Genomic DNA, 23203 nt, shown 5'->3' with positions numbered 1-23203 from the left:
GGGCCATGCATCGTGTCGCCGTCCTGGCCGTCGAGGGAGTCATCCCCTTCGAGCTGAGCGTGCCGTCCCGGATCTTCCACGTCGCCGCGGGGCCGGGCGGCGAGCCGCTCTACGACGTGGTGACCTGCACGCCCGACGGCAGGCCCGTCGCCACCGCCGCCGACTACTCGGTCGCGGTGGAGCACGACGCGAGCGTGCTGGAGAGCGCCGACACGGTGGTGGTGCCCGCCGCGGAGTGGTTCTCCGGGATCGCGGGCGCGGGCGCGCTGCCCGCCGGGCTCGCCGGGGCGCTGGCCCGGATCCGGCCGGGAGCCCGGATCGTGTCGATCTGCGTCGGCACGTTCGCGCTGGCGGCCGCGGGGCTGCTCGACGGCCGCCCGGCGACCACGCACTGGCGGCACGCCGAGCGCTTCGCCGCCGCGTTCCCGCGGGTCCGGATGAACGCGGACGTGCTGTTCGTCGACGACGGCGACGTGCTCACCTCCGCGGGCGCGTCGGCCGGGGTGGACCTCTGCCTGCACCTCGTCCGCCGCGACCACGGCAGCCGGATCGCCAACCAGGTCGCCCGGCTGTGCGTGGTGCCGCCGTGGCGGGACGGCGGCCAGGCCCAGTACGTCGAGCACCCGGTGCCCGAGCCGTCCGCCACCGGCACCGCCCCAACCAGGGCCTGGGCCATGGAACGGCTGGGCGCCCCGCTCCGGCTGGACGACCTGGCGGGCCACGCGGGGATGAGCAGGCGCACGTTCACCCGGCACTTCCGGCAGGAGGTGGGCATGAGCCCCGGGCAGTGGCTGACGCAGCAGCGCGTGGCGCTGGCCAGGCACCTGCTGGAGAGCAGCGACCTGCCGGTGGACCGCATCGCGGACCGCGCCGGCTTCGGGACGGCCGCCTCGCTGCGTCAGCACCTGCTGGCCGCCGTGGGGGTCTCGCCGAACGCCTATCGCCGCACGTTCTCTCACCGCTTCCCCGCGCCGGCCCGCTCCGAGCCGTGGCCACCCGCACGGCGGGAGCGGGCCAGCGCCAGCCAGCCGAGCACCATGGCGGCCACGCCCACCACCAGGGCGACGTAGCCGCCGACTATTCCGTAGCCGGTGCCGGGGCCTCCCTCTGCGGCGGCCACGACCCAACCGCCGATGACCGCGCCGGCCAGCCCCGCCGCCAGGGCCACCACGGCTCCACGCCTTCCGCTGCCGTTCCCGATACGACCGGCCGCGCGGGCGAGAGCGAGTCCGGCGACGACCACGCCGGCCAGCCCCAGCAGCGCGGCCACCACGGACCAGAGGCGCCCGGTGGTCAGGGTGTAGGCGCTGACGGGGTCCTGCTGGACCAGGAGCCGGACGGTCGCCGGCGCGGCGAGCAGCAGACGGATGGACATGAGACTCTCCTTCTCCTACGGGACGTCGCCTGATGATGTCCGCCGGACCCGCCGCCGGTCGTCGGGCGAGCGGGGGCGATGCGCGCTGCCGCCGGCGCCGTAGCCGGCTGCCGCGAACGCCGCAGGGGCCGCGGAAGTACCGCGGGCGCGGTAGCGCACGGTCGTCCGTGCGCAGGAGTCGCCCGCGCGCGCATGCGGCTATGGTGCGCGCATGAGCACACGATGGTCCGGCGTCCGGTCAGGCGTCATGGACGGGGCGATAGCCGTCGGCGTGGCGGCGGCGCTGCTGGTCACCGGGCTGTCAGGGCAGCACTCCGCCGCCCCTCTCGACCTGCTCGGCTACGCGCTGCTGGCGGCCGGCGGGCTGGCGCTGGCCGCGCGCCGCCGCGCTCCGGTGCCGGTCCTGGCACTCACGGGGCTGTGCGCGGTGGGCTACCAGGCCGCCGGGTTCGACGTGCCCGCCGTCGCGTACCTCTTCGCCGTCTACACCTCCGTACGGACGGGACACCGCGCCATCACGGTGGCGGCGAGCGTCGCCATGCTGGCCCTGCTGCCCCTCGCCGCCCTGGCCTCCGGCCTGCACGACACGGGCGAGGCGTTCGCGCAGGCCCGGGGCGCCCTGGAGCTGGCCTGGCTGATCGCGGCCGGCGCGGCGGGGGAGGCGCTCCGGCAGGCCGAGCGGCGGGCGGACGAAGCCGAGCGCACGCGGGAGGAGACCGCGCGGCGCCGTGCCGACGAGGAACGGCTGCACATCGCCCGCGAACTGCACGATTCGCTCACCCACCAGATCTCGATCATCAAGGTGCAGGCCGAGGTCGCCGTCCACGTGGCACGCAAGCGGGGCGAACAGGTGCCCGAGGCCCTGCTGGCCATCCAGGAGGCGGGACGCGAGGCGACCCGGGAGCTGCGCGCGACCCTGGAGGCGCTCCGCGACGACGACACCGCCCCGCCGCGCGGCCTCGACCACGTCGCGGACCTGGTGGAACGCGCCCGCACGGCCGGCCTGGACGCGACGCTGACGATCGGGGGGCAGCGCCATGAAGTGCCCGCCGCGGTGGATCGGACCGTCTACCGGATCGTCCAGGAGTCCCTCACCAACATCGCCCGCCACGCCGCCGCCGAGACGGCGTCGGTCCGGATCGACTACCGCCCCGACGGCCTCGCGATCCGCGTCGACGACGACGGCAGGGCCACGCCCGGCACGCCGCCGGTGCCCGGCGTCGGGCTGCTCGGGATGCGCGAACGGGTCACCGCCCTCGGCGGCCACCTGCGGGCGGCCCCGCGCGGCGAGGGCGGCTTCACCGTCCAGGCCGAGCTTCCCGTGGAGCGCACGTCATGATCCGCGTCCTGCTGGTCGACGACCAGCCGCTCCTCCGCAGCGGGTTCCGCGCGCTGCTCGACCTCGAGGACGACATCGAGGTGGTGGCCGAGGCCGCCGACGGGGCGGAGGGCCTGGCCCTGACCAGGGAGCACCGGCCCGACGTCGTGCTCATCGACATCCGGATGCCGGTCCTCGACGGCATCGAGACGACCCGCCGCATCGCCGCCGACCCCGCCCTGGACGGGGTGCACGTCGTCATCCTCACCAACTACGGCCTGGACGAATACGTCTTCGACGCGTTGCGCGCCGGCGCGGCCGGGTTCCTCGTCAAGGACATCGTGCCGGAGGACTTCCTCCACGCCGTACGCGTCGCCGCGCGCGGTGACGCCCTGCTCGCGCCGTCGATCACCCGCAAGCTGATCAACCGCTACGTCACCACCCAGCCGCCCCACGTCGGTGCCGGCACGAGCCTGGAGGAGCTGACCAACCGCGAGCGCGAGGCCGTCGCCCTGGTGGCGCAGGGCCTGTCCAACGACCAGATCGCCGGCCGGATGGCGATCAGCGCGCTGACCGCGAAAACCCACGTCAACCGCGCCATGAGCAAGCTCCAGGCCCGCGACCGCGCCCAGCTCGTGGTCCTCGCCTACGAATCGGGCCTGGTCACCCCACGCACCCCCTGACCCGGACGACCGGATGCGGACCTGCGTGCCGACAGGCTCCTCGACGGTCGGCTTGTCGAGGACCGGCTCTGCGGCGGCCGGCTCTTCGACGATCGGGCACGGGGTTCATGAACGCTTGCCGCTGCGGGTCGCGCGTGACGAAGGCGGGTCAGGCCAGCAGACACCACTGAGGCGGCCCACTGTGCGCTCCGTGACGGCGGCGCGCCACTGAAGGGTCAGAGGGCGTTTCCCTGGAAGGTCGCGAGCCCGGGACGGCGGGTGGCCTGCCCGTGCGCAGCCGTAACGGATGGCTGAGCCCTGGCCGTAACGGATGGATGAGCCCTGGACCGTAACGGTGGGATGGTCACCGAATGTCGGAGAAGAGCCGCGCGGCGGCGGTTTCGATGCGGCGCTGGATCTGGTCGTAGGTGCGGCGGCCGCGGAGCATCTCGAGGAGCTCCTGCACCCACACGCTGGCCAGCGACCCCGCGAGGTCGAGCTGTTCCTCGCTCGCCTCGTCGACGGTCAGCCCGTCGGCCGAGACGCGCAGCAGCAGCCCCGTCATGCGCTCCCCGAACGGCGTCTCCACCTCCGCCATGATCAGCGAGCGGATGAGCGCGTCGGCCAGCTCGGGCTCGCGCATCAGCCCGCGCGTGGCCCGCATCAGCACGTCGACCGCGCGGCTCGCCGGGGTGGTGGCCCCGGGCGGGCGGCGCTCGATGCTGCTCTCCAGGAGGTCGATCTCCTCGCCCACCACCGCCACCACCAGGTCCATCTTGGACGGGAAGTAGCGGTAGAGGGTGCCGAGCGCCACGCCGGCGCGCTCGGCCACCGTGCGCATCTGCATGGCCTCGACCCCGCCGCGCGAGGCCAGCGCGGCGGCCGCCTGGACGATGCGCTTGCGGCGTTGGTGCTGGCTGCGCGTACGGACGCTGTGGCCGCCGCCTGGCGCGGGGTGGCTGTCCATGGTGCCCTCGGTGTCGCTGGGGGGCGCGGCGATGGACGCGGGCGTGGTACGCATAAGAACACGTTATCTGATTTCTCGATAACGCGGCTTGTTACTCGCGGGTCACAAAGACGCGCTATAGCCGCATGTCTATGGCGTTACAGGCATATGTCCAGACTTCTCGGCATTGATGGTGCCTGGACAGATTTTAGAATGTGTTCTAGTTTGCGGGTTGTTGACCGAGCGCTTGGTGGAGACGCGATGGACTTCGACCTGGACGAAACCCAGCAGGACCTGCGGAAGCTGGCGGCCGAGGTGCTGGCCAGGGACGGCGAGGCCAGGGGCGGCGAGGTGCCGGCCACCCATGGCGGGGCCAGGGACGGGGAGCGGCTTCGGCAGGCCGGGCTCATGAGCGTGTGCGCGCCGGAGGAGGCGGGCGGGGCCGGGCTCGGGCCGGTGGAGCTGGCCGTGGTGCTCCGCGAGGTGGGCGCCCGCGCGGCCTCGGTGCCCCTGCTGCCCACGCTCGTGGGCACCCTGACCCTGGCCCGCCACGGCACGCCTGAGCAGCAGCGCGGCGAGGTGGCGGTCGCGATCCGCGAGCCCGGCGCAGCCCTCGCCGACCCGCCCCGGACCACCGCGCGCCTCCTCGACCCGCCCCGGACGACCGAGCGCCTCCTCGACGCGGGCGCGGCGACGGTGGGGAGCCAGGGCGCCCCGGGCGAGACGGCGCATCCCGGCGGATGGGCGCTGAGCGGGCGGAAGGTCGGCGTGGTGCATCCCGCGCCCGCCGTGCTGGTCACCGCCGCCGAGGGCCTGTTCCTGACCGAGTCGCCACCCACCACCCCCGAGTACACCTCCACCGGCGAGCCCGCCGCCACGGTCGTCCTGGACGGCACCCCGGCCGAGCGGATCGCCGGCCCCGAGGCGGTCGCGGACGCCGGGCGGCTGTTCATGGCGGCCGTGGCGGCCCAGGCCAGTGGCGTGCTGGCCGGCGCCCTGGAGCTGACCACCGGGCACATCAGGACGAGGAAGCAGTTCGGGCGGGCGCTGGCCGAGTTCCAGGCCGTCACGGTGCAGATCGCCGACGTCTACATCGCGGCCCGCGCCCTGGACGTGGCCATGTGGTCGGCGGTCTGGCGCCTCGGCGAGGGCCTGCCGGCGGACCGGGACCTGGCGCTGGCCGCGTACCACGCCGTCCAGGGGGTCCAGGCCCTCCACACCTGCCAGCACCTGCACGGCGGCCTGGGCCTGGACGTGACGTACCCGCTGCACCGGTACTTCGCCCAGGCCAAGCACCTGTCCCACCTGCTCGGCGGCACCGACGCCCAGCTCGACCTGATCGGAGCGCTCCTCTGATGCTGATCGACCTGACCCCCGCCCAGCGCGCCCTGCGCGACGAGCTCCGCGCGTACTTCCGGGGCTGCCTCACGGACGAGGAGCGCGGGAAGATCGCGAGCGACCCGTTCGGCGCGGCGTACATGGAGCACTGCCGCCGCCTCGGCCGCGACGGCAAGCTGGGCCTCGGCTGGCCCAAGGAATACGGCGGAGGCGGTTACGGCCCCCTGGAGCAGCAGATCTTCGCCAACGAGATCGCCCGGGCGGGCGTCCCGTACCCGATCATCACGGTGCAGACGGTGGGGCCGACGCTCATGCAGTACGGCACCGAGGAGCAGAAGGAGTTCTTCCTGCCGCGCATCCTCGCCGGCGAGTGCCACTTCGCGATCGGCTACACCGAGCCCGAGGCGGGCACCGACCTGGCCTCCCTGCGCACGACGGCGGTGCTCGACGGCGACCACTACGTCGTCAACGGCCAGAAGGTCTTCACCAGCGGCGCCCACCACGCCCAGTACATCTGGCTGGCCGCCCGCACGAACCCCGACGCCAAGAAGCACAAGGGCATCACCATGATGGTCGTCTCCACGGACGACCCGGGCTTCTCGTGGACGCCGATCGTCACCATGGACGGCCGCCACCACACCAACGCCACCTACTACAGCGACGTCCGCGTCCCCCTCGACCGGGTGGTCGGCGAGGTGGACCGGGGCTGGGACCTGATCGTCAACCAGCTCAACCACGAGCGCGTCACCCTCGGCCCGGCGGGCAACCTCGGCCAGACCTACGACCGCTTCCTGGCCTGGGCCCGCCGCACGGGGCTGGTCTCGCATCCGGACGTACGGCGCGCGCTCGCCGAGGTGTGGGCGGCCTTCCGCACCAACGAGCTCCTGAACTGGCAGGTCGCCGCGAACATGGACCTCGGCTGGCTGGGCGCGCCCGACGCCTCCGCCACCAAGATCTACGGCTCCGAGCGGATGCAGGAGGCCGGCAGGCTCGTCGGCGACATCCTGGCCAGGTACGGCGACCCGTCGGACCCGGAGACGGCCGAGCTGATCGAGCGCACGGACCACGGGGTGAAGGGGGCGGTGGTGCTGACGTTCGGCGGCGGGGTGAACGAGGTGCAGCGGGAGCTGATCGCCATGCTCGGGCTGAGCCTGCCCAGGCCGCCGCGATGAGCGTCCCTCCCATGAGCGATCAGGAGCTGCACGAGCTGGCGGGCAAGCTCGCCGCGCTGGGGGAGGTGCGCGGGACCCCGGCGCGCGACCCCGTGAACGAACCCATGATCAGGCACTGGCTGGACGCCATGGGCGACACCAATCCGGCGTACCTGGAGAAGGGGGTCGCGCCGCCCGCGATGGCGCAGGTGTGGACCATGCCGGGGGCGCGCGGGCCGGCGAACGAGCGCTCGCCGGTGAACGACCTCATGGGTGCGCTCGACGCGAGCGGCTACCCGGGCGTGGTGGCGACCAACTGCGAGCAGACCTATCACCGGTACGTACGGATCGGCGAGCGGCTCACCCCGGCCACCCGGCTCACGGACCTGGCCGGGCCCAAGCGCACCGCGCTGGGCGTGGGCTACTTCGCCACCTGGCAGGTCACCTGGTACGACGAGGCGGACGAGCCGGTCGCCGGCATGCTGTTCCGCGTCCTGAAATTCCGCCCGGCGGCCAGGGAGCAGGCGTCCCAGGAGCGCGCGGCGTATCCGCTGCAGCCCGCGATCAACCAGGACACCGCGTACTTCTGGGAAGGCGTCCAGCAGGGCGAGCTCCGCATCCAGACCTGCGCCGACTGCGGCCTGCACCGCCACCCGCCCGGCCCGCTGTGCCCGGCGTGCCGCTCGGCCGACCGCTCCTACCGGGTGGCGTCCGGCCACGGCATCCTCTACAGCTACGTCGTCCACCACCACCCGCCGGTGCCTGGCAGAGAGACGCCGTTCGTGGTGGGGGTGGTGGAACTGCCGGAAGGTGTACGGATCGTCGGGAACGTCGTGGACTGCCCGATCGAGGAGGTGGCGATCGGCATGCCGCTGCGCGTCACGTACCGGCGGATGGACGACCGGCTGGTCCTGCCGATGTGGGCACCGGGGGAGGCGTGATGGAGATCGGAGCGGCGCTGCCGGAGCTGTCCATCGACCTCACGCCCACCGTGGTCGTCTCCACGGCCCTGGCGACCATGGACTTCACGCCGGTGCACCACGACGTCGAGGTGGCCAGGGCGCAGGGCTCGAAGGACATCTTCCTCAACATCCTGACCACCATGGGCCTGGTCGAGCGGTACGTCACCGACTGGGCGGGCCCGGCGGCGGTCATCCAGGGCATCGCGGTCAAGCTGGGCGTGCCGGCGTACGCGGGGGATCGCCTGCGCTTCAGCGGAACGGTGGTGTCGCGGGCGGAGGGCCGCACGGCGGTGGAGGTGCGCGGCCGGGTGAGCCTCGGCGACCACGCCACGGCCACCGTCACCCTGACGGAGGAGGGCACAGGTCGATGAGCGGGCACGGGCCGTCAGGAGATGGCGCGGGACTGGGCGGGCACGGGCGGCCGGGTGGCGGCGCGGGGCTCGGCGGGCGGGCGGCCATCGCGGGCATCGGCGCCACCGAGTTCAGCAAGCGGTCGGGACGCTCGGAGCTGCGGCTCGCCGCGGAGGCCGTGCTGTCGGCCCTGGACGACGCGGGCCTGTCGCCCCGCGACGTGGACGGCATGGTGACCTACACCCAGGACGCCAACCAGGAGATCGCCGTGGCGAGGGAGACGGGGATCGGGGAGCTGACGTTCTTCTCGCGGGTCGAGTACGGGGGCGGCGCGGCCTGCGGCACCGTGGTGCACGCCGCCATGGCCGTGGCGACGGGCATGGCCCACACGGTCGTGTGCTACCGCGCCTTCAACGAGCGTTCCGGACGCCGCTTCGGCCGCCCGGACAGCCGCCTGACCGGCGAGCCCACCTCGCAGGGCCTGGAGATGAGCTGGCACGTGCCCTTCGGCCTGATGACGCCGGCCGCGTGGGTGGCGATGTTCGCGCGCCGCTACATGCACGTGTACAACGCGACGTCGGAGGACTTCGGCCGGGTCGCGGTGGCCATGCGCAGGCACGCGGCCACCAACCCGGCCGCCTGGTTCCACGGGCGCCCCATCACCCTGGAGGACCACCAGGCGTCGCGGTGGATCGCGGAGCCGCTGCACCTGCTGGACTGCTGCCAGGAGAGCGATGGCGCGGTGGCCCTGGTCGTCACGTCAGCCGAACGCGCCAGAGACCTGCGCACCTCGCCGGCCGTGATCACGGCCGCCGCGCAGGGCTCGGGCGCGGGCCAGATGATGATGACCAGCTACTACCGGGACGACATGACGACACTCCCCGAAATGTCGACCGTGGCCCGCCACCTCTGGGCCACCTCCGGCCTGTCCCCCGAGGACATCCAGACGGCCATCCTGTACGACCACTTCACCCCGTTCGTCCTGACCCAGCTCGAAGAGCTCGGCTTCTGCGGCCGAGGCGAGGCCCCGGACTTCCTCAAGGACGGCTCCATTGAGCTGGACGGCGCCCTTCCGATCAACCCGCACGGGGGCCAGCTCGGGGAGGCCTACATTCACGGCATGAACGGCATCGCGGAAGCCGTACGCCAGATCAGGGGCACGGCGGCGAACCAGCTCAGGGACGTCAGGAACGTCCTGGTCACGGCCGGCACCGGCGTGCCGACGAGCGGCCTGATCCTCTCGGCCGAGTAGGCAACGGGTGACCCGGGAGGCCGGTTGAGCCCGGGCGTTCTCACGGGTGCACGAACATCGGCACCGAGAAGAAGACGATCATCGCGATGGCCACGCAGATCAGGAACCCGACGGCCTCCCAGATCCAGTCGTGATGCCGGTCGTTCCGGCGCCGTGCCTTCTCGGGCCGGGCCCGGTACTCCGGGCGCTTCTTGGACGTGGGCCGGGTGCGCACCGGGCGGGGCGCCAGGAGCGACGATTCGGCTGGTGCGGTGCTGGTCCGGGGCGAGTCCTTGCGTTCGGCCGCGGTGGCGGGCCCGGTCGAGGGGGTCGCACCGTGGGAGGGGAGCCGGTAGATCGGCTCGGCCGGCGCGACGGACTCGGTGGCCGGGGCCGGTCGGGCGGCTCGGACCGGCTCGGGGAAACGCGGCGGCTCAGCGGTACGCGGTGGCTCGGTGGAGCGGGGCGGGTCGGCGGGCCGCGACGGTTCGGGGCGGCCCGCGGACTTCGGGCGGGGGCGGAACAGCGGGGCGGCGTCGAGTCGCGGCTCGTCCTCCACCGCGGGAACCTGCCGGGCCGGGCCCTTGTGGACCAGGACGTCGACGTGGGGGTCCCGCGAGGTGAGAGGGGCGCGGGCCGACGGCCTGGGCGGCAGGAGCACGTCGCCGGTGGCGAAGGGCTCCTTGGTGTCCCTGGGCAGGATCACGTCGCCCGTCGCGAACGGTTCGAGGCCCGTGGGTTCGGGTTTTGCCAGGAAGAACGGCTGCTCGTGGGGCGGGGAGCCGGGCGCGCGGCTGCCCTCCAGGGCGCCCAGGGGATCTCTCAGCGCCAGGGGATCCCTCGAAGTCAGGGGATCTCTGAAACCCAGAGGGTCCGGTAAGGCTGAAGGGTCCCGTAACGGCACGGAGTCGCGCAGCGCCAGCGGGTCTCGCAGGGCCGGGGTGGAGGAGTCGAGGGGGTCGCGGAGCTTGGGCATCGGCGCCGTGGTGGCCTCGTGCCGGGACACCTGGGATGCCGCGGGAGGCGTCAGCAGCTCGGCGGGGAAGAGGACCGTGCTGGTCGCCGGGTCGGCGTCCGCGGGCGGCTGGGGCCAGATCGGCGGGCTGGGCCAGCGGGGCTTGACGAACAGCGGCCCAGGCGCGGCGCTGCGGGAGCCGGCGAAGTGGATGCGGAGCGCGCCCGGCGGCTGCGGCCAGGGCAGGCGGCCGAGGACGTCGCGGAGCGGGGCGACCCCGAGCGCGCCGTACACGTCGGCGACCGGCTTGGGCACGCGGAGCCCCGTCGAGGCCAGGGCCGTGCCGAGCGCCTGCCTGAAGTGGTGGCCGGCGCCGACGGTCAGCTCCTCGGCGGTGTCCGGCGCGACGTCGAGCACCCAGGCCAGCTCCGACGCGCTCAGCCCGCACACCCCGCACAGCACCAGCACCTCGCGCTGGTGGGGGCGCAGCTCGCGAAGGGTGCGCTCGACGAGGGCGGTGGCCGGGTCGATCAGCGGGTCGACGGTGTGGGGCGCGTAGACGATGTCCCGCCGGTGGATCTCGCGGCGGGCGAAGGCGTAGAGAGCGGCGCGGGGCGCCTCGGCCGGGGAGGGCAGCCCGGCGACGCTGGAGAACAGGGCGACCAGGACGTCGGAGGCGGAGCCGAGATCGCCGAGCTGGTCGGAGACGTACGCGAACAGGCCGGCGGCATGGCGGTCGTAGAGCTCCGCGAGCAACTCGGCGCGTTGGCGCTGATCGGTGAGCGGCTGTGACACGGGCCGGTTCCTCTTGCTGTGAGCGGCTGTGAGCTGAAGGAAGGGAACGAAGGACGAAAAAAGGTGAAGTTCGTGGGGTAATCATGCCAACACACCACGGTCCGCGCACTATCAGATCCAGATTTGGGGTAAATATCCAGGTCAACTGAAACGCTTCACGCCGTACCGGGGAGGACAGGGCACTCCGAACCCCCGTAGTCTGGGGTCCACGAGATCATGCGGCGGTCGTGGCAGGGGGCTGCGACCCCTGCCCCAGAAGCCCGAAGCGAGAGTTCGCGCGTGATCACATTCGACGCTGTCACGAAACGCTATCCAGACGGAACGGTCGCCGTTGACCGCCTTGACCTCGAGGCGCCCACAGGCGAGATCACCGTGCTGGTCGGCCCTTCGGGCTGCGGCAAGACGACGTCCCTCCGGATGATCAATCGCATGATCGACGCCACGGAGGGCCGGATCCTCCTCGACGGCGCGCCCGTGCAGGACATCGACCCGCCGACGCTCCGGCGCGGCATCGGGTACGTCATCCAGCAGGCCGGGCTGTTCCCGCACCGGAAGATCGTCGACAACATCGCCACCGTCCCCCACCTCCTCGGCTGGGACAAGAAGAAGGCCCGCGCCAGAGCCATGGAGCTGCTCGAACGCGTCGGCCTGGACCCCGGGCTCGCCGGGCGCTACCCGTTCCAGCTCTCGGGCGGCCAGCAGCAGCGCGTGGGCGTGGCCAGGGCGCTGGCCGCCGACCCGCCCGTGCTGCTCATGGACGAGCCGTTCAGCGCGGTCGACCCGATCGTGCGGACGAGCCTGCAGGACGAGTTGCTGAGGCTCCAGGCCGAGCTGAACAAGACCATCGTGTTCGTCACCCACGACATCGACGAGGCCATCAAGCTCGGCGACCGGGTGGCGGTGCTGCGGGTGGGCGGCAAGCTGGCGCAGGTGGCCGACCCGAAGACGCTGCTGTCCGACCCGGCCGACGACTTCGTACGGGAGTTCCTGGGTCGTGACAGGGGGATCAGGCGGTTGCAGTTCATCTCGACCGAGGGGCTGCGGCTGCGTACCGACATGACCGGCGACGCGGCCGGGCCGTGGCGGCTGGTGGTGGACGCGGACGGCCGGCCGACCGGCTGGGTCTCGCGGGAGCGGCCGGACGAGCTGGAGCCGTACGGGACGTTCGTGCGGGGGCGCGACCCCATGCGCTCGGCGCTCGACGCGGCGCTGCTGTCGCCGTCCGGCTGCGCGGTGGCCGTGGACGAGGACGGCAAGGTCGTCGGCGTGGCCACCAGGGAGACGCTCGACGAGGCGCTGGCGGAGGCGGCGGATGGGTGACGGTCCCCCTTCCATCTGGGAGTGGATCGCGCGTAACTGGGACACGGGTCGCGTCGGCAGCATCAAGAACCTGCTCCTCGACCACCTGACCATGTCCCTCGTGCCGATCGTGCTCGCGCTCGTCGTGGCGCTGCCGCTCGGGCTGGCCTGCGTGCGCTGGCGCTGGCTCTACCAGCCCACCTCGGGCCTCATGAACGTCGTCTACGCGCTGCCCTCGCTGCCGGTCTTCATGTTGCTGATCTCGGTGACCGGGCTGTCGCAGACCACCGTGATCATCCCGCTGACCTTCTACGGCATGGCCGTGCTGATCCCGGCCGTCGTGGACGGGCTGGCCTCGGTGCCCGACCACGTGCGGCAGTCGGCCGTCGCGATGGGGTTCACACCGCTGCGCAGGCTCATCTCGGTGGAGCTGCCGATCGCCGTCCCGGTGGTGCTCGCGGGGCTGCGGGTGGTGGCGGTCTCCAGCATCAGCCTGGTCAGCGTCGGGGCGCTGATCGGGCAGGGCGGGCTCGGGGGGCTGTTCACGCGGGCGTACCAGAACCCGTTCATGCCACCGGTGATCGTCGGGATCGTGCTGATCGTGGCGCTGGCGCTGGTCGCCGACGGGCTGCTGGTGCTGGCGCAGCGGCTGCTGACCCCGTGGGTGCGGGCGCGGAAGGGGGCGGGCTCATGAACGGCGCTCCCCGGGTACGGGCGCGGAGGGGGACGGGATCGTGAACCTGCTGTTCTCGTTCTTCGACTGGCTGGCCGGCTTCTTCGGCAACGGCGAGAACTGGTCCGGCCCCTCCGGCATCCCCATGCGCCTGCTGGAGCACCTGGAGTTCTCGGCGCTGGCGCTGGCGCTGGCGGTGCTGATCGCGATCCCGCTCGGCCTGCTGATCGGCCACACGGGCCGGGGCGGCGTGATCGTCGTCATCTCCGCGAACCTGGCCAGGGCGCTGCCCACGCTGGGCCTGCTGGTCATGTTCGTGCTGCTGATGGGCACGGCTTCGAGCCTGCCGGTGATCATCCCGCTGGTGCTGCTGGCGGTCCCGCCGATCCTCGTGAACACCTTCGAGGGCATCAAGGGAGTCGATCCCGACCTGCGCGACGCCGCGTTCGGTATGGGGCTGCGCGGCCCGCAGGTGCTCGGACGGGTGTCGGTGCCGGTGGCGCTGCCGCTGATCCTGCTGGGCTGCCGCCTGGCGGCGATCCAGGTCGTGGCCACCACCACCGTCGCCGCGTACACCGGGCTGGGCGGTCTCGGGAGATTCGTGATCGACGGTTTCGCGACGAAGGATTACTCGAGCGTTGTGGGGGGTTCAGTACTGATTGTGCTGTTCGCCCTTGTTGTGCAGGCACTGTTCGCGCTCGCCCAGAGGGTGACGGTCTCCCCGGGGGTGAGTCGGCGGGTAAAGGTTCGGTAGTCTCCCATATTTACCTCCCGCTTTAGAAGGGAAAACTCAAGATGAGACGCAAGTACGGCATCGCCGGAGTCCTCATATCGGCGATGTTCGCGCTGGCCGCCTGCGGAGGCGGCGGCAGCACCGGAGGGAACCCGCTCGACGCGTCGAGCGCGGCCCCCAGCGGTTCGGCTTCTGGCGGGGGCGGGGGCAAGGCCGTCATCGGATCGTTCGACTTCGACGAGAGCGTGCTGCTCGCGTCGATCTACGCCCAGGCGCTGGAGGCCCAGGGCGTGCAGGTGGAGGAGAAGCCGCGCATCGGCAGCCGCGAGGTCGTCTACGACCAGGTCAAGAGCGGCGGGCTGACCATCGTGCCGGAGTACAACGGCAACCTGCTGGCCTTCATCGACCTGGAGAACACGGCCGCGACCACCGAAGACGTCAACGCCGCGCTGAAGGAGAAGCTGCCGCCCGAGCTGGAGGTGCTCGACGCCTCGGCCGCCGAGGACAAGGACACCCTCTCGGTCACCAAGGACACCCAGACCAAGCAGTCGCTGAACACCATGGAGGACCTGGCCAAGGTCTCCAAGGACATGGTTCTGGGCGCTCCGCCCGAGTTCAAGAAGCGGTGGCAGGACCGCTTCAAGGAGGTCTACGGGATCGAGTTCAAGGAGTGGAAGCCCACGGGGCCGACCACCGCCGACGCGCTCAAGGACGGCACGATCCAGGTCGGCAACGTCTTCAGCACCGACCCCAAGATGACGGCCAACAACCTCGTGCCGCTGGAGGACACCAAGAACATCTTCCCCGCCCAGAACGTGACGCCGCTGCTCTACAAGGCGGGCGCGACCGACACGATCAGGACCACGCTGAACTCCATCTCGGCGAAGCTGACCACCCAGTCCCTCCTGGAGATGATGCAGAAGATCTCCGTCAACAAGGACGAGCCCGCCACGGTGGCCAAGGAATGGCTCACCACCAACGGCCTGGGCTGACGAGTGCGGGCCCCCGCCAGGCGGGGGCCCTCGCCGTGCGGTCTCCCGGGTCCTGGAGACTGGCCCTGTGAGTGAGTTCACGGAGGCGATGGCGCAGCTGGCCGCCGGGGTGGCGGTGGTGACCGTCCGCGACGGGCGCGACGATCTGGGCGTCACGGTGTCGGCGCTGATGTCGGTCTCGCTGGATCCGCCGCTCGTGCTGGTGAGCCTGGCCGCCGGCGGCTACCTCAACGAGGTCATGCTCCGGCAGGACCGCTGGGCGGCTTCCCTCCTGTCGTCCGGCCAGGCCGCGGTCGCCAGCCGCTTCGCCGCCGCGGGGCGGCCCAGCGCCCGGCTGCTGGTGGCCGGCACCCCGCACCACCGGGGGGCGCTCACGGACGCGCTGGTGGTCGAGGGCGGGGTGGCCGCGCTGGAGGCCGAGACCACCACGGTGGTCCCGGCGGGGGACCACACGCTGTTCATCGCGTCGGTGCTCGCGATCCCCTACGTCAACTCCTCGCTCCAGCCCTTGGTACGGCTCCGCTCCCGCTACCGCCCGATGACCTGAACCTGCTCTATGGCAGGCTCCCGGTCAGCGGATCGTGTACCAGACCGGAAGAAGGAGCGGCCCGGCCCCCGGCAGTCCCAGCTCGGCCGAGAGGCGGGCCAGCGGTCCCCAGGCGTCCAGCCGGATCCGGGCCAGGGCGGCCGACTTATCCTCGCTGGAGTCGGGCCCGCGCAGCCGCTCCAGCGGGTTGAGCCGGGGGTAGGTGCGTACGGGGGCGTCGTCGGCGAGGTGGGTGCGCCTCCTGGCCACGGCCAGCGCGTCTTCGAGGCCGCCGAGCTCGTCCACCAGCCCGCGCGCGTGAGCGTCTGCGCCGGTCCACACGCGGCCCCTGGCCAGCTCGTGCGCGCGCTCCCGGGTGAGGTCGCGGCTCGCGGCCACCTTGCCCACGAAGTCGTCGTAGATCCGGTCGAGCCAGGCGTTCACGCGCTCCCACTGCTCGGGGGAGAATCCACGGGACGTGGAGAACATCCCGGCGTTGGCCCCTTCAGCCACCATTTCCGAACTTATCCCGATTTTTTCGAGCATCTCGGAAACGACGGGCTTGCCGCCGTACACGCCGATCGACCCCGTCAGCGTCCCCGGCTGGGCCATGATCACGTCGGCCGCCATCGAGACGAAGTAGCCGCCGGACGCCGCCACGTCCCCCATGGAGACGATCACCGGCTTGACCTTGCGCGTCAGGGTCACCTCGCGCCACACCGTGTCGGAGGCCACGTACGAGCCGCCGGGGCTGTCCACCCGGAACACCACGGCCTTGACGTGCTCGTCCCGCCTGGCCGCCCGGAACGCGGCGCTGATCGTGTCGGAGCCCATCGCCCCGCCCCCGCCGAGCGGGCTGCGCCCGCTGCGGCCGGTCCTGATCATGCCGGAGCCGTGGATGAGCGCGATCCCGTCCGCCATCGGCTGCGGCAGCTTCTTGACGGCCGCGCCCCTGGCGTACCGGGACACGTAGAGCAGGTGCGCTTCGTCGCCGCCCGCCTTCTTGACCTCGTCGTACACCTCGTCCCGGTACGCCAGCCCGTCGACCAGCCCGGCCTCGCGAGCCTCCTCGGCGGTGAACGGACCCCGGTCGATCAGCTCGCGCACCTTGCCCGGGTCGAGCCTGCGCCCGTCGGCGATGCCCGCGACGAGGGTGTCGGTGACCGACTCGACGATACGGCTCACCGACTCGCGGTGCGGGTCGGTCATGTGGTCCTGGGTGAAGGTGTTGACGGCCGTCTTGTACTCGTGCCGCTGGCCGGCCTCGTACCCCACCCCGAGCTTGGCCAGCGTGCCCTTGAGGAAGCGCTGCTCCAGCGCCACCCCGGTCAGCCCGACGTCGCCGCTGGGCTGCAGGTAGACGCGCTCGAACGCGGTGGCCAGGTAGTAGGGCACCGTGCCGCCGCCGAACTCCCCGAACGTCTCGGCGAACGCCACCGTCAGCTTGCCCGACGACCTGAAGTGGATCACGGCCTGACGCAGCTCCTGCACCATGGCCAGCCCGAGCGGGTTGGCCCCGATCTTCACCACCAGCGCCTTGACCCTGGGGTCCTGCCTGGCCCGCTTGAGCCCGGACAGGGCGTCGGACAGGCGCGTCTTGCGCATGGTCAGCAGGGCCGCGAGCGGGTCCGTCGGTGGGCCCTCGGCGAGCCCCTCGGTGAGATCGAGCTCCAGGACCAGCGGTGCCGTGCGCCGTTGGCGAAGCTTGTCCACGGTTTCGAAGATCGCCTTGCCTGCGTCCATGAAAACACCCTAAGCGACCTAAATGGAAATGGGCCCAGGGATATGCGGCCAAGGCGTACGGCCCCCCGGCCGTACGGTCCTCCTGGACGTCCACCCGCCAGGTGAGGTGTCAGGCGCTGGCGCCGGCCGTGGCGCGTTCCGCGTCGATGCGGGTCGTGCTCACGGAGGTGCCCGCCGCGTCGTACCGGATGGGCGTGCCCGTCGTCTTCAGCCGCTCAAGGCTCTGCGCCACCGTGAACGCCGGGTACGCCTGCTTCATCAGCGCGAACATCCCCGCCACGTGCGGCGCGGCCATCGAGGTGCCGCTCTTCTCCCCGTAGGTGTTGTCGGGCACGGAGGAGTTGATGTTCACGCCCGGAGCGAACAGGTCGAGCAGCGGCCCGCGGTTGGTGAAGGAGGCCAGCTGGTCGGAGTCGTCGGTCGCGCCCACCGTGACGGCGGTGGAGATGCAGGCGGGGGCGGAGACGCCGTTCGTGAAGCCGTTGTTGCCCGCCGCCACCACGGGCGCCACGCCGACCGCCACCAGCGCGTCGAAGTCCGACTTGACCGCGGCGGCGGTCGGGTCCGTGTCGCACGCCTGGGTGTACGGGCCGCCGCCGCCCAGGCTCATGTTCACGGAGGCGACGTTGAGCGTCCTGGCCACCCGCGCCACGTATTCGAGCGCCAGCTTCTGGTCGGAGGTGTAGCTCAGGAAGCACGGCGCGGTGGTGCCACCGCTCATGCAGGTGCTCGCGCTGTCGACGCGGCTGAACACCTGGATCGGCAGGATGCCCGCCTCGGGGGCGACCCCGTTGGACGGCGCGCCCGAGGCGAGCCGGCCGGCGGCGATGCCGGCCACGTGGGTGCCGTGGGAGCAGGCGTTCGCCCCCCGGACGACGCACTGGGCGGTCTCGGCGTCCGCCGCGCCGGGACCGCTCTGGGACGGCTGGCTGTTGGGGCAGAGCGAGACGGTGCCGTCACCGGCGTCGGAGGAGGAGAAGCACGCCTCGTCCACGATCCGCCCGGTGAAGAAGGGGTGGTCGCGGTCGATCCCCGTGTCGAGGACGGCGACGGTGGTGCCCTTGCCGGTCCATCCGGCCTGGTTCGCCCGGTTCGAGCGGATGAGGGCGGTGCTGACGTCGAGGGAGGCCGTGCTCAGCTGGTCCCGGTAGACGCACTTGACACGGCGGTCCTTCTTGAGCCGCGCGAGCATGGCGCTGTCCACCTCGGCCACGAAGAAGTGCGGAGAGGACGCGGCCTCCAGGATCCGGCTGCCCTCGGAGGACTTGGCCAGGTCGTTCGCGACGGCCTTGACACTCTGTCCCGGCTTGAGCTCGATGATGGAGCGCACCCTGGACTTGGCCTGGATCTCCTCGACGAGCGCGGGGCTGATGAACGGCTCGTCGTCGGGGGTGCCGGTTCCCGGCGTCGGAGTGGCGGCCGCCAGGGGCGCCGTGACGCCTGCGGCCAGGGCCGCCGGGGCGCCGGCCGCCAGAGGTGCCGGGACGCCGGTGTCCGCCAGGAGCTTCGGCGCCGTACAGAGCACGGCGGATGTCGCGGCCAGCGCCAGGGCACCGGACAGCAGGGGTCGTAGCCTCACAAGGTCCTCCGAACGTCATCACCGTGAAGCTCCCTGGCTCCCGGCTCGCGTGTGCCGCTTACATCCCCACCTGCGACAACCGTGATGTCGGTGACGTATGTAGCCCAGAGAAACGTTGGAGGCCTTTTTGCCTTGATGAGGCGTTAGAGTCGCCGGCAGGGTCACCGGCGATCTTGCCGGCGACCCTGGCTACGCGACGTTCTTCGCCGCCTTCCTCCGCGCCGACGCCGACGCCTTGGCGCTCAGCCGCACCTTCTCGGCGGCGGTCAGCTTCGTGGTGCCGTTCGTGCCGTGCGCCCAGTTGAGCCAGGCCGTCAGCAGGGCGCTGTCCAGCGCGGCCTTGCTGGTCTTGGTGTTCTTCAGCACCCGGTACGCCGTGCCGAGCGACGACGCCTTGGTCACCTCGGGGAAGACCTTGCTGGACTTGCCGATCAGCTTCAGGTAGCAGGTGAGCGTGGCGTCCGGGATCGTGCCGCTGCTGCGGTGGATCTCCACGGCCCACTTCGCGGCCGTCAGCTTCTTCTTGGCCGTCCCCCGCGTGCACACCTGCGCGGGCGCCTTGGCCGTCTCCGTGACCGTCACGGTGACGGTGACCGTCGGCAGCGGGATCGGCTCGCTGGAGGAGGTCGGCTCCGGCTCGGGGACGCCCGGATCCTCCGGCTCGGGGCTGGGGCCGCTGCTGTCCGACGGGTCAGGCTCGGGCGCGGGGTCCTCGGTGGGGGCGGTCGGCGGCGACTGCGAGACGGTCGGCTGCGGGGCCGCCCCGGCGAGGGCCGCCGCCAGGTCCAGGCGCGGCGTGGTGACCTGCGTGCCGTTCGCCTCGTACGCGTACGGCCTGCCGGTGCTCTTCAGCGTGTTGATCAGGTCGGTCATCGGCGTGTCCGGCGAGGCCGCCTTCATCAGCGCCAGCGCGCCGGCCACGTGCGGGCTGGCCATCGAGGTGCCGCTGAAGACGGTCGTCTGGTTGTCGGGGATGGCCGACTCGACGTCCACGCCGGGCGCGAACAGGTCGACCACGGCGCCGCGGTTGGAGAAGTCGGCGATGGCGTCGCTGTTGTCGTTCGCGCCGACGGCCACCGCGGAGGAGATGCACGCCGGGTAGGACGCCCCCTCGAAGTACTCGTTCCCGGCCGCCACCACGGTCGCGATGCCCTTGGCGAGCAGGGCGTCGATCTTCGGCTTGAAGATCGAGCCTTCCTCGGTGCCGTCGCAGTCGGTCTCCGACAGCTCGCCGCCCAGGCTCAGGTTGACGGCGGCGATCGGCTGGGTCGAGGCGGCCACGTAGTCCATGGCCTGCCGCAGCGACGACTCGAACGCCAGCAGGCACGACGGCTCGCCGCAGATGTCCTCGTCGTCGACCCGGCTGAACACCTGCACCGCGATGATGTTCGCGCCCGGCGCCACCCCTCCGGTGCCGGCCGCGATGCCCGCGACGTGGCTGCCGTGCTCGCACAGGTTCATGCCGCCCGCCAGGCACCTCGGCGTCATGGCGTCCGCCGAGCCGAGGCCCGTCTGGGAGGTCTGCCCGTTCGGGCAGAGCGACTCGACGCCGGCCTGCACGGCGGAGAAGCACGCCTCGTCCACGATCCGGTTCTGGAACCACGGGTGGTCCCGGTCGATCCCGGTGTCCAGCACGGCCACCGCCTGGCCGGCCCCGGTGAAGCCCTTGGCGTGCGCCTGGTCGGCGCCGATGAGCGTGAGGTTGGGGCCGAGGTCCAGCGGCGAGTACGTCCTGTCGCGGTGGATGGAGGTGACCCGCGGGTCCTCGGCCAGCTGGGCCAGCTCCTCCGAGGTGCCCTCGACGACCATGAACGACTGGCTCGGCGGCTGGAGCACCACGTCCACGCTCTCGGCGGCCGCCTGGGTCGCCACGGGCGCGTTCTGCGCGGGCTCGGTCAGCTCGACGATGGCCCGCACGGTGCCGCCGTCGACGCCTAACCCCTCCTCGACCTTGCCTTCAGCGGGGCCCTCGCTTGGAGCCTCAGCGGGCGCCTCAGTGGGCGCCTCAGCGGGGCCCTCGCCGGAGGGGGCGCCGGGCGTGGGCTCAGCGGTGACCGGGCTTGTGACCGGGCTTGTGACTGGGGCTGTGGGGGTGGACGTGGGGTCCTCGGCGTAGGCAGGGCCGGAAAGCGGCAGCAGGGCCAGCGCGATCGTGCTCACGATCAGGGGGCGAAGTCGCACGCGTCCTCCGAGAGGGGATGATCTCGGAGTTTAGGGTGATTTGCCGGACAGGCACAGACCTTCCGGCCGTTTCTCACCGAACTTTCAGCGCGTACCCCTCAAATCCTCAGCGTGTCTCAAGGGTTGGACGCGTCGCCTGGGTGGTGGGCGAGCCACACCGCGCCGAGCGGCGGCACCCGCAGCGTGGTCGAGTACGGCAGCCCGTGCCAGGGCTCCCCGTCGGCCTCGACCGTCCCCATGTTGCCCACGCCGCTGCCCCAGTAGTCGTAGGCGTCGGTGTTGACCACCTCCGACCACTGGCCCGCGTACGGCAGCCCGAGCCGGTAGCTTTCGTGCGGCCCGCCGCTGAAGTTCACCACGCACGCCACCGCGGACCCGTCGCGCGCGTAGCGGACGAACGAGAACGTGTTACCGGAGGCGTCGTCGGCGTCGATCCACCGGAACCCCTCGGGACTGGAGTCCTGCTCCCACAGCGCCGGGGTCTCGCGGTAGATCGTGTTCAGGTCGCGGACCAGCCGCTGCACGCCCTGGTGCCCGTCGAACTCCAGCACCCACCAGTCCAGCCCGCGCTCCTCCGACCACTCCGACCCCTGGCCGAACTCGCCGCCCATGAACAGCAGCTGCTTGCCCGGATGCGCCCACATGAACGCCAGCAACGCCCGCAGCTGCGCGAACCGCTGCCACTCGTCGCCCGGCATCTTGCCGAGCAGCGAGCCCTTGCCGTGCACCACCTCGTCGTGCGACAGCGGCAGCACGTAGTTCTCCGAGTACGCGTACAGCAGCGAGAACGTCATCTGGTGGTGGTGGTACTGGCGGAAGATCGGCTCGTGGCGCAGGTATTCGAGCGTGTCGTGCATCCACCCCATGTTCCACTTGAACCCGAACCCGAGCCCGCCCAGGTGCACCGGGCGCGAGACGCCCGGCCAGGCCGTCGACTCCTCGGCGACGGTCGAGATGCCGGGCGCGTCGCGGTAGGCGACGGAGTTCATCTCCTTGAGGAACTCGACCGCGTCGAGGTTCTCGCGGCCGCCGTAGACGTTCGGCGTCCACTCGCCCTCGCGCCGCGAGTAGTCGAGGTAGAGCATCGAGGCCACCGCGTCCACCCGCAGCCCGTCGATGTGGAACTCCTTGAGCCAGTAGAGGGCGTTGGCCACCAGGAAGTTGCGCACCTCCCTGCGGCCGAAGTCGAACACGTACGTGCCCCAGTCGGGGTGCTCGCCCCTCGCCGGGTCGGCGTGCTCGTAGAGCGGGGTGCCGTCGAAGCGCGCCAGCGCCCAGTCGTCCATCGGGAAGTGCGCGGGCACCCAGTCCAGCAGCACGCCGATGCCGCGCCGGTGCAGCAGGTCCACGAAGTGGCGGAACTCGTCGGGCGTGCCGAACCTGGCCGTCGGCGCGTAGTAGGAGGTCACCTGGTAGCCCCACGACCCGCCGAACGGGTGCTCGGCCACCGGCAGCAGCTCCACGTGGGTGAAACCCAGGTCCGCCACGTACGACGACAGCTGCTCGGCCAGCTCGACGTACGACAGGCCGGGCCGCCACGACCCCAGGTGCACCTCGTAGATGCTCATCGGCCCGCTCTGCGGCCCGCTCTCGCGCCGCTCGGCCAGCCAGTCGTCGTCGCCCCAGGCGTAGGCGGACTTCTCGACCACCGACGCCGTCATCGGGGGCACCTCGGTGCGCCTGGCCATCGGGTCGGCCTTGTCGCGCCACACGCCGTCGGCGCCCAGGATCTGGAACTTGTACCGCTCGCCCGCGCCCAGGCCGGGGATGAACAGCTCCCACACCCCGGAGCGGCCCAGCGAGCGCATCGGGTAGGCGGTGCCGTCCCAGTGGTTGAAGTCGCCGACGACCCTGATGCCGCGCGCGTTGGGCGCCCAGACGGCGAACGCGGTGCCCTCGACGTCCTCGTGCCTCATCACGCGGGCGCCGAGCGCCTCCCACAGCCGCTCGTGCCGCCCCTCGCCGATGAGGTGCAGGTCCACCTCGCCGAGCGTGGGCCAGTGCCGGTACGGGTCGCGCACCTCGTACGGGTCGTGGCCGGCGTATCTGACGCTCAGCGTGTAGTCGGGCACCTTGTCCAGGCCGGGGACCGTGACCTCGAACACCCCGTGGGCCTGGTGCTTCATGTCATGGGCCGTCCCGTCCGCGAGCACCACCCGCACCCGTTCGGCCAGCGGGCGCAGCGCGCGGAAGACCACCCCGCCGGACACGGGGTGCGCTCCGAGCACGGAGTGCGGATCGTGGTGCGCCCCTCCCGCGAGGCGGTCGAGCTCTGTCCTCATCGGCATGCTCCCAACCCTGCCCTATGATGGCCGTCCACCCCAGGCACTGCCCGCTTTCACCGGGACAATCACCGAAAGTGCGAAATCCTGGGTTTAACCTGCCTTGGCCCT

At 71.9% G+C, this 23203-nt stretch carries 20 protein-coding genes; 13 read left to right on the top strand and 7 right to left on the bottom strand.

Annotated features, from left to right (window positions below):
- The first annotated feature begins 5 nt into the window (after positions 1–5).
- Complete coding sequence (locus tag FH608_RS21315) at positions 6–1070, top strand: GlxA family transcriptional regulator (RefSeq protein ID WP_139632297.1); 1065 nt, start codon at positions 6–8, stop codon at positions 1068–1070.
- On the opposite strand, the gene FH608_RS21310 is transcribed toward FH608_RS21315, so the two are convergent.
- Entirely contained in the window at positions 956–1375 is a 420-nt protein-coding gene (locus FH608_RS21310; protein WP_226899740.1) for a DUF6223 family protein, read from the bottom strand. The two genes, FH608_RS21315 and FH608_RS21310, sit on opposite strands and share 115 nt — an antisense overlap.
- Positions 1376–1586: 211 nt before the next feature.
- Here FH608_RS21310 and FH608_RS21305 point away from each other — a divergent pair, with 211 nt between their 5' ends.
- Positions 1587–2714: a sensor histidine kinase gene (locus FH608_RS21305; protein ID WP_139632296.1), complete on the top strand. Its 1128-nt coding sequence runs from the start codon at positions 1587–1589 to the stop codon at positions 2712–2714.
- Positions 2711–3376: a response regulator gene (locus FH608_RS21300; RefSeq protein ID WP_139632295.1), complete on the top strand. Its 666-nt coding sequence runs from the start codon at positions 2711–2713 to the stop codon at positions 3374–3376. Before FH608_RS21305 ends, FH608_RS21300 begins: the two co-directional genes overlap by 4 nt.
- Before the next feature lie 343 nt (positions 3377–3719).
- Here the strand turns inward: FH608_RS21300 and FH608_RS21295 are convergent, their stop codons facing one another.
- Positions 3720–4322 carry a TetR family transcriptional regulator gene (locus FH608_RS21295; protein WP_226899754.1) on the bottom strand — a complete coding sequence of 201 codons (603 nt, stop codon included), beginning with the start codon at positions 4320–4322 and terminating at the stop codon, positions 3720–3722.
- 240 nt (positions 4323–4562) lie between these two features.
- Here FH608_RS21295 and FH608_RS21290 point away from each other — a divergent pair, with 240 nt between their 5' ends.
- The 5 genes from FH608_RS21290 to FH608_RS21270 are packed head-to-tail and all read left to right on the top strand — an operon-like array spanning position 4563 to position 9355.
- Complete coding sequence (locus FH608_RS21290; RefSeq protein WP_139632293.1) at positions 4563–5657, top strand: acyl-CoA dehydrogenase family protein; 1095 nt, start codon at positions 4563–4565, stop codon at positions 5655–5657.
- The gene (locus tag FH608_RS21285) at positions 5657–6811 is read left to right on the top strand and encodes an acyl-CoA dehydrogenase family protein (RefSeq protein ID WP_139632292.1); all 1155 of its coding nucleotides are present in this window, start codon (positions 5657–5659) and stop codon (positions 6809–6811) included. The genes FH608_RS21290 and FH608_RS21285 overlap by 1 nt, the downstream gene beginning before the upstream one ends.
- A gap of 11 nt (positions 6812–6822) precedes the next feature.
- Positions 6823–7731, top strand: a complete 909-nt coding sequence (locus FH608_RS21280) for a bifunctional MaoC family dehydratase N-terminal/OB-fold nucleic acid binding domain-containing protein (protein WP_226899739.1) — start codon at positions 6823–6825, stop codon at positions 7729–7731.
- Positions 7731–8123, top strand: coding sequence for a MaoC/PaaZ C-terminal domain-containing protein (locus FH608_RS21275; RefSeq protein WP_139632290.1), 393 nt, complete (start codon positions 7731–7733; stop codon positions 8121–8123). The genes FH608_RS21280 and FH608_RS21275 overlap by 1 nt, the downstream gene beginning before the upstream one ends.
- The gene (locus tag FH608_RS21270) at positions 8120–9355 is read left to right on the top strand and encodes a lipid-transfer protein (protein WP_139632289.1); all 1236 of its coding nucleotides are present in this window, start codon (positions 8120–8122) and stop codon (positions 9353–9355) included. Before FH608_RS21275 ends, FH608_RS21270 begins: the two co-directional genes overlap by 4 nt.
- Positions 9356–9395: 40 nt before the next feature.
- Here FH608_RS21270 and FH608_RS21265 read toward each other — a convergent pair whose 3' ends face one another.
- Complete coding sequence (locus FH608_RS21265) at positions 9396–11084, bottom strand: RNA polymerase sigma factor (protein WP_139632288.1); 1689 nt, start codon at positions 11082–11084, stop codon at positions 9396–9398.
- A 279-nt stretch (positions 11085–11363) separates the two neighbouring features.
- Here FH608_RS21265 and FH608_RS21260 point away from each other — a divergent pair, with 279 nt between their 5' ends.
- The 5 genes from FH608_RS21260 to FH608_RS21240 all read left to right on the top strand — a co-directional run bounded on the left by FH608_RS21260 (position 11364) and on the right by FH608_RS21240 (position 15328).
- A complete protein-coding gene (locus FH608_RS21260) occupies positions 11364–12404 on the top strand; it encodes an ABC transporter ATP-binding protein (RefSeq protein WP_139632287.1) in 1041 nt (346 codons plus the stop codon).
- Positions 12397–13077 carry an ABC transporter permease gene (locus tag FH608_RS21255; protein ID WP_139632286.1) on the top strand — a complete coding sequence of 227 codons (681 nt, stop codon included), beginning with the start codon at positions 12397–12399 and terminating at the stop codon, positions 13075–13077. Before FH608_RS21260 ends, FH608_RS21255 begins: the two co-directional genes overlap by 8 nt.
- Positions 13078–13117: 40 nt before the next feature.
- The gene (locus FH608_RS21250; RefSeq protein WP_226899738.1) at positions 13118–13810 is read left to right on the top strand and encodes an ABC transporter permease; all 693 of its coding nucleotides are present in this window, start codon (positions 13118–13120) and stop codon (positions 13808–13810) included.
- Between the two features lie 41 nt (positions 13811–13851).
- A complete protein-coding gene (locus FH608_RS21245) occupies positions 13852–14781 on the top strand; it encodes an ABC transporter substrate-binding protein (RefSeq protein ID WP_139632285.1) in 930 nt (309 codons plus the stop codon).
- Positions 14782–14848: 67 nt separating this feature from the next.
- A complete protein-coding gene (locus FH608_RS21240) occupies positions 14849–15328 on the top strand; it encodes a flavin reductase family protein (protein ID WP_226899737.1) in 480 nt (159 codons plus the stop codon).
- A gap of 24 nt (positions 15329–15352) precedes the next feature.
- Here the strand turns inward: FH608_RS21240 and sppA are convergent, their stop codons facing one another.
- The 4 genes from sppA to glgB all read right to left on the bottom strand — a co-directional run bounded on the left by sppA (position 15353) and on the right by glgB (position 23092).
- Positions 15353–17050: a signal peptide peptidase SppA gene (gene sppA / locus FH608_RS21235; RefSeq protein ID WP_139632284.1), complete on the bottom strand. Its 1698-nt coding sequence runs from the start codon at positions 17048–17050 to the stop codon at positions 15353–15355.
- A gap of 109 nt (positions 17051–17159) precedes the next feature.
- A complete protein-coding gene (locus FH608_RS21230; protein WP_139632283.1) occupies positions 17160–18629 on the bottom strand; it encodes a S8 family peptidase in 1470 nt (489 codons plus the stop codon).
- A gap of 189 nt (positions 18630–18818) precedes the next feature.
- A complete protein-coding gene (locus FH608_RS21225; RefSeq protein WP_139632282.1) occupies positions 18819–20810 on the bottom strand; it encodes a S8 family peptidase in 1992 nt (663 codons plus the stop codon).
- Positions 20811–20926: 116 nt separating this feature from the next.
- On the bottom strand, positions 20927–23092 hold the full coding sequence (gene glgB / locus FH608_RS21220; RefSeq protein ID WP_139632404.1) for a 1,4-alpha-glucan branching protein GlgB: 2166 nt from the start codon (positions 23090–23092) through the stop codon (positions 20927–20929).
- Positions 23093–23203: the final 111 nt, after the last annotated feature.

It is taken from the genome of Nonomuraea phyllanthi, from assembly GCF_006334985.2.
Classification (GTDB): domain Bacteria; phylum Actinomycetota; class Actinomycetes; order Streptosporangiales; family Streptosporangiaceae; genus Nonomuraea; species Nonomuraea phyllanthi.
Note: the sequence above shows the minus strand (reverse complement) of the source record. Positions and strands in the feature narration are given on the sequence as shown.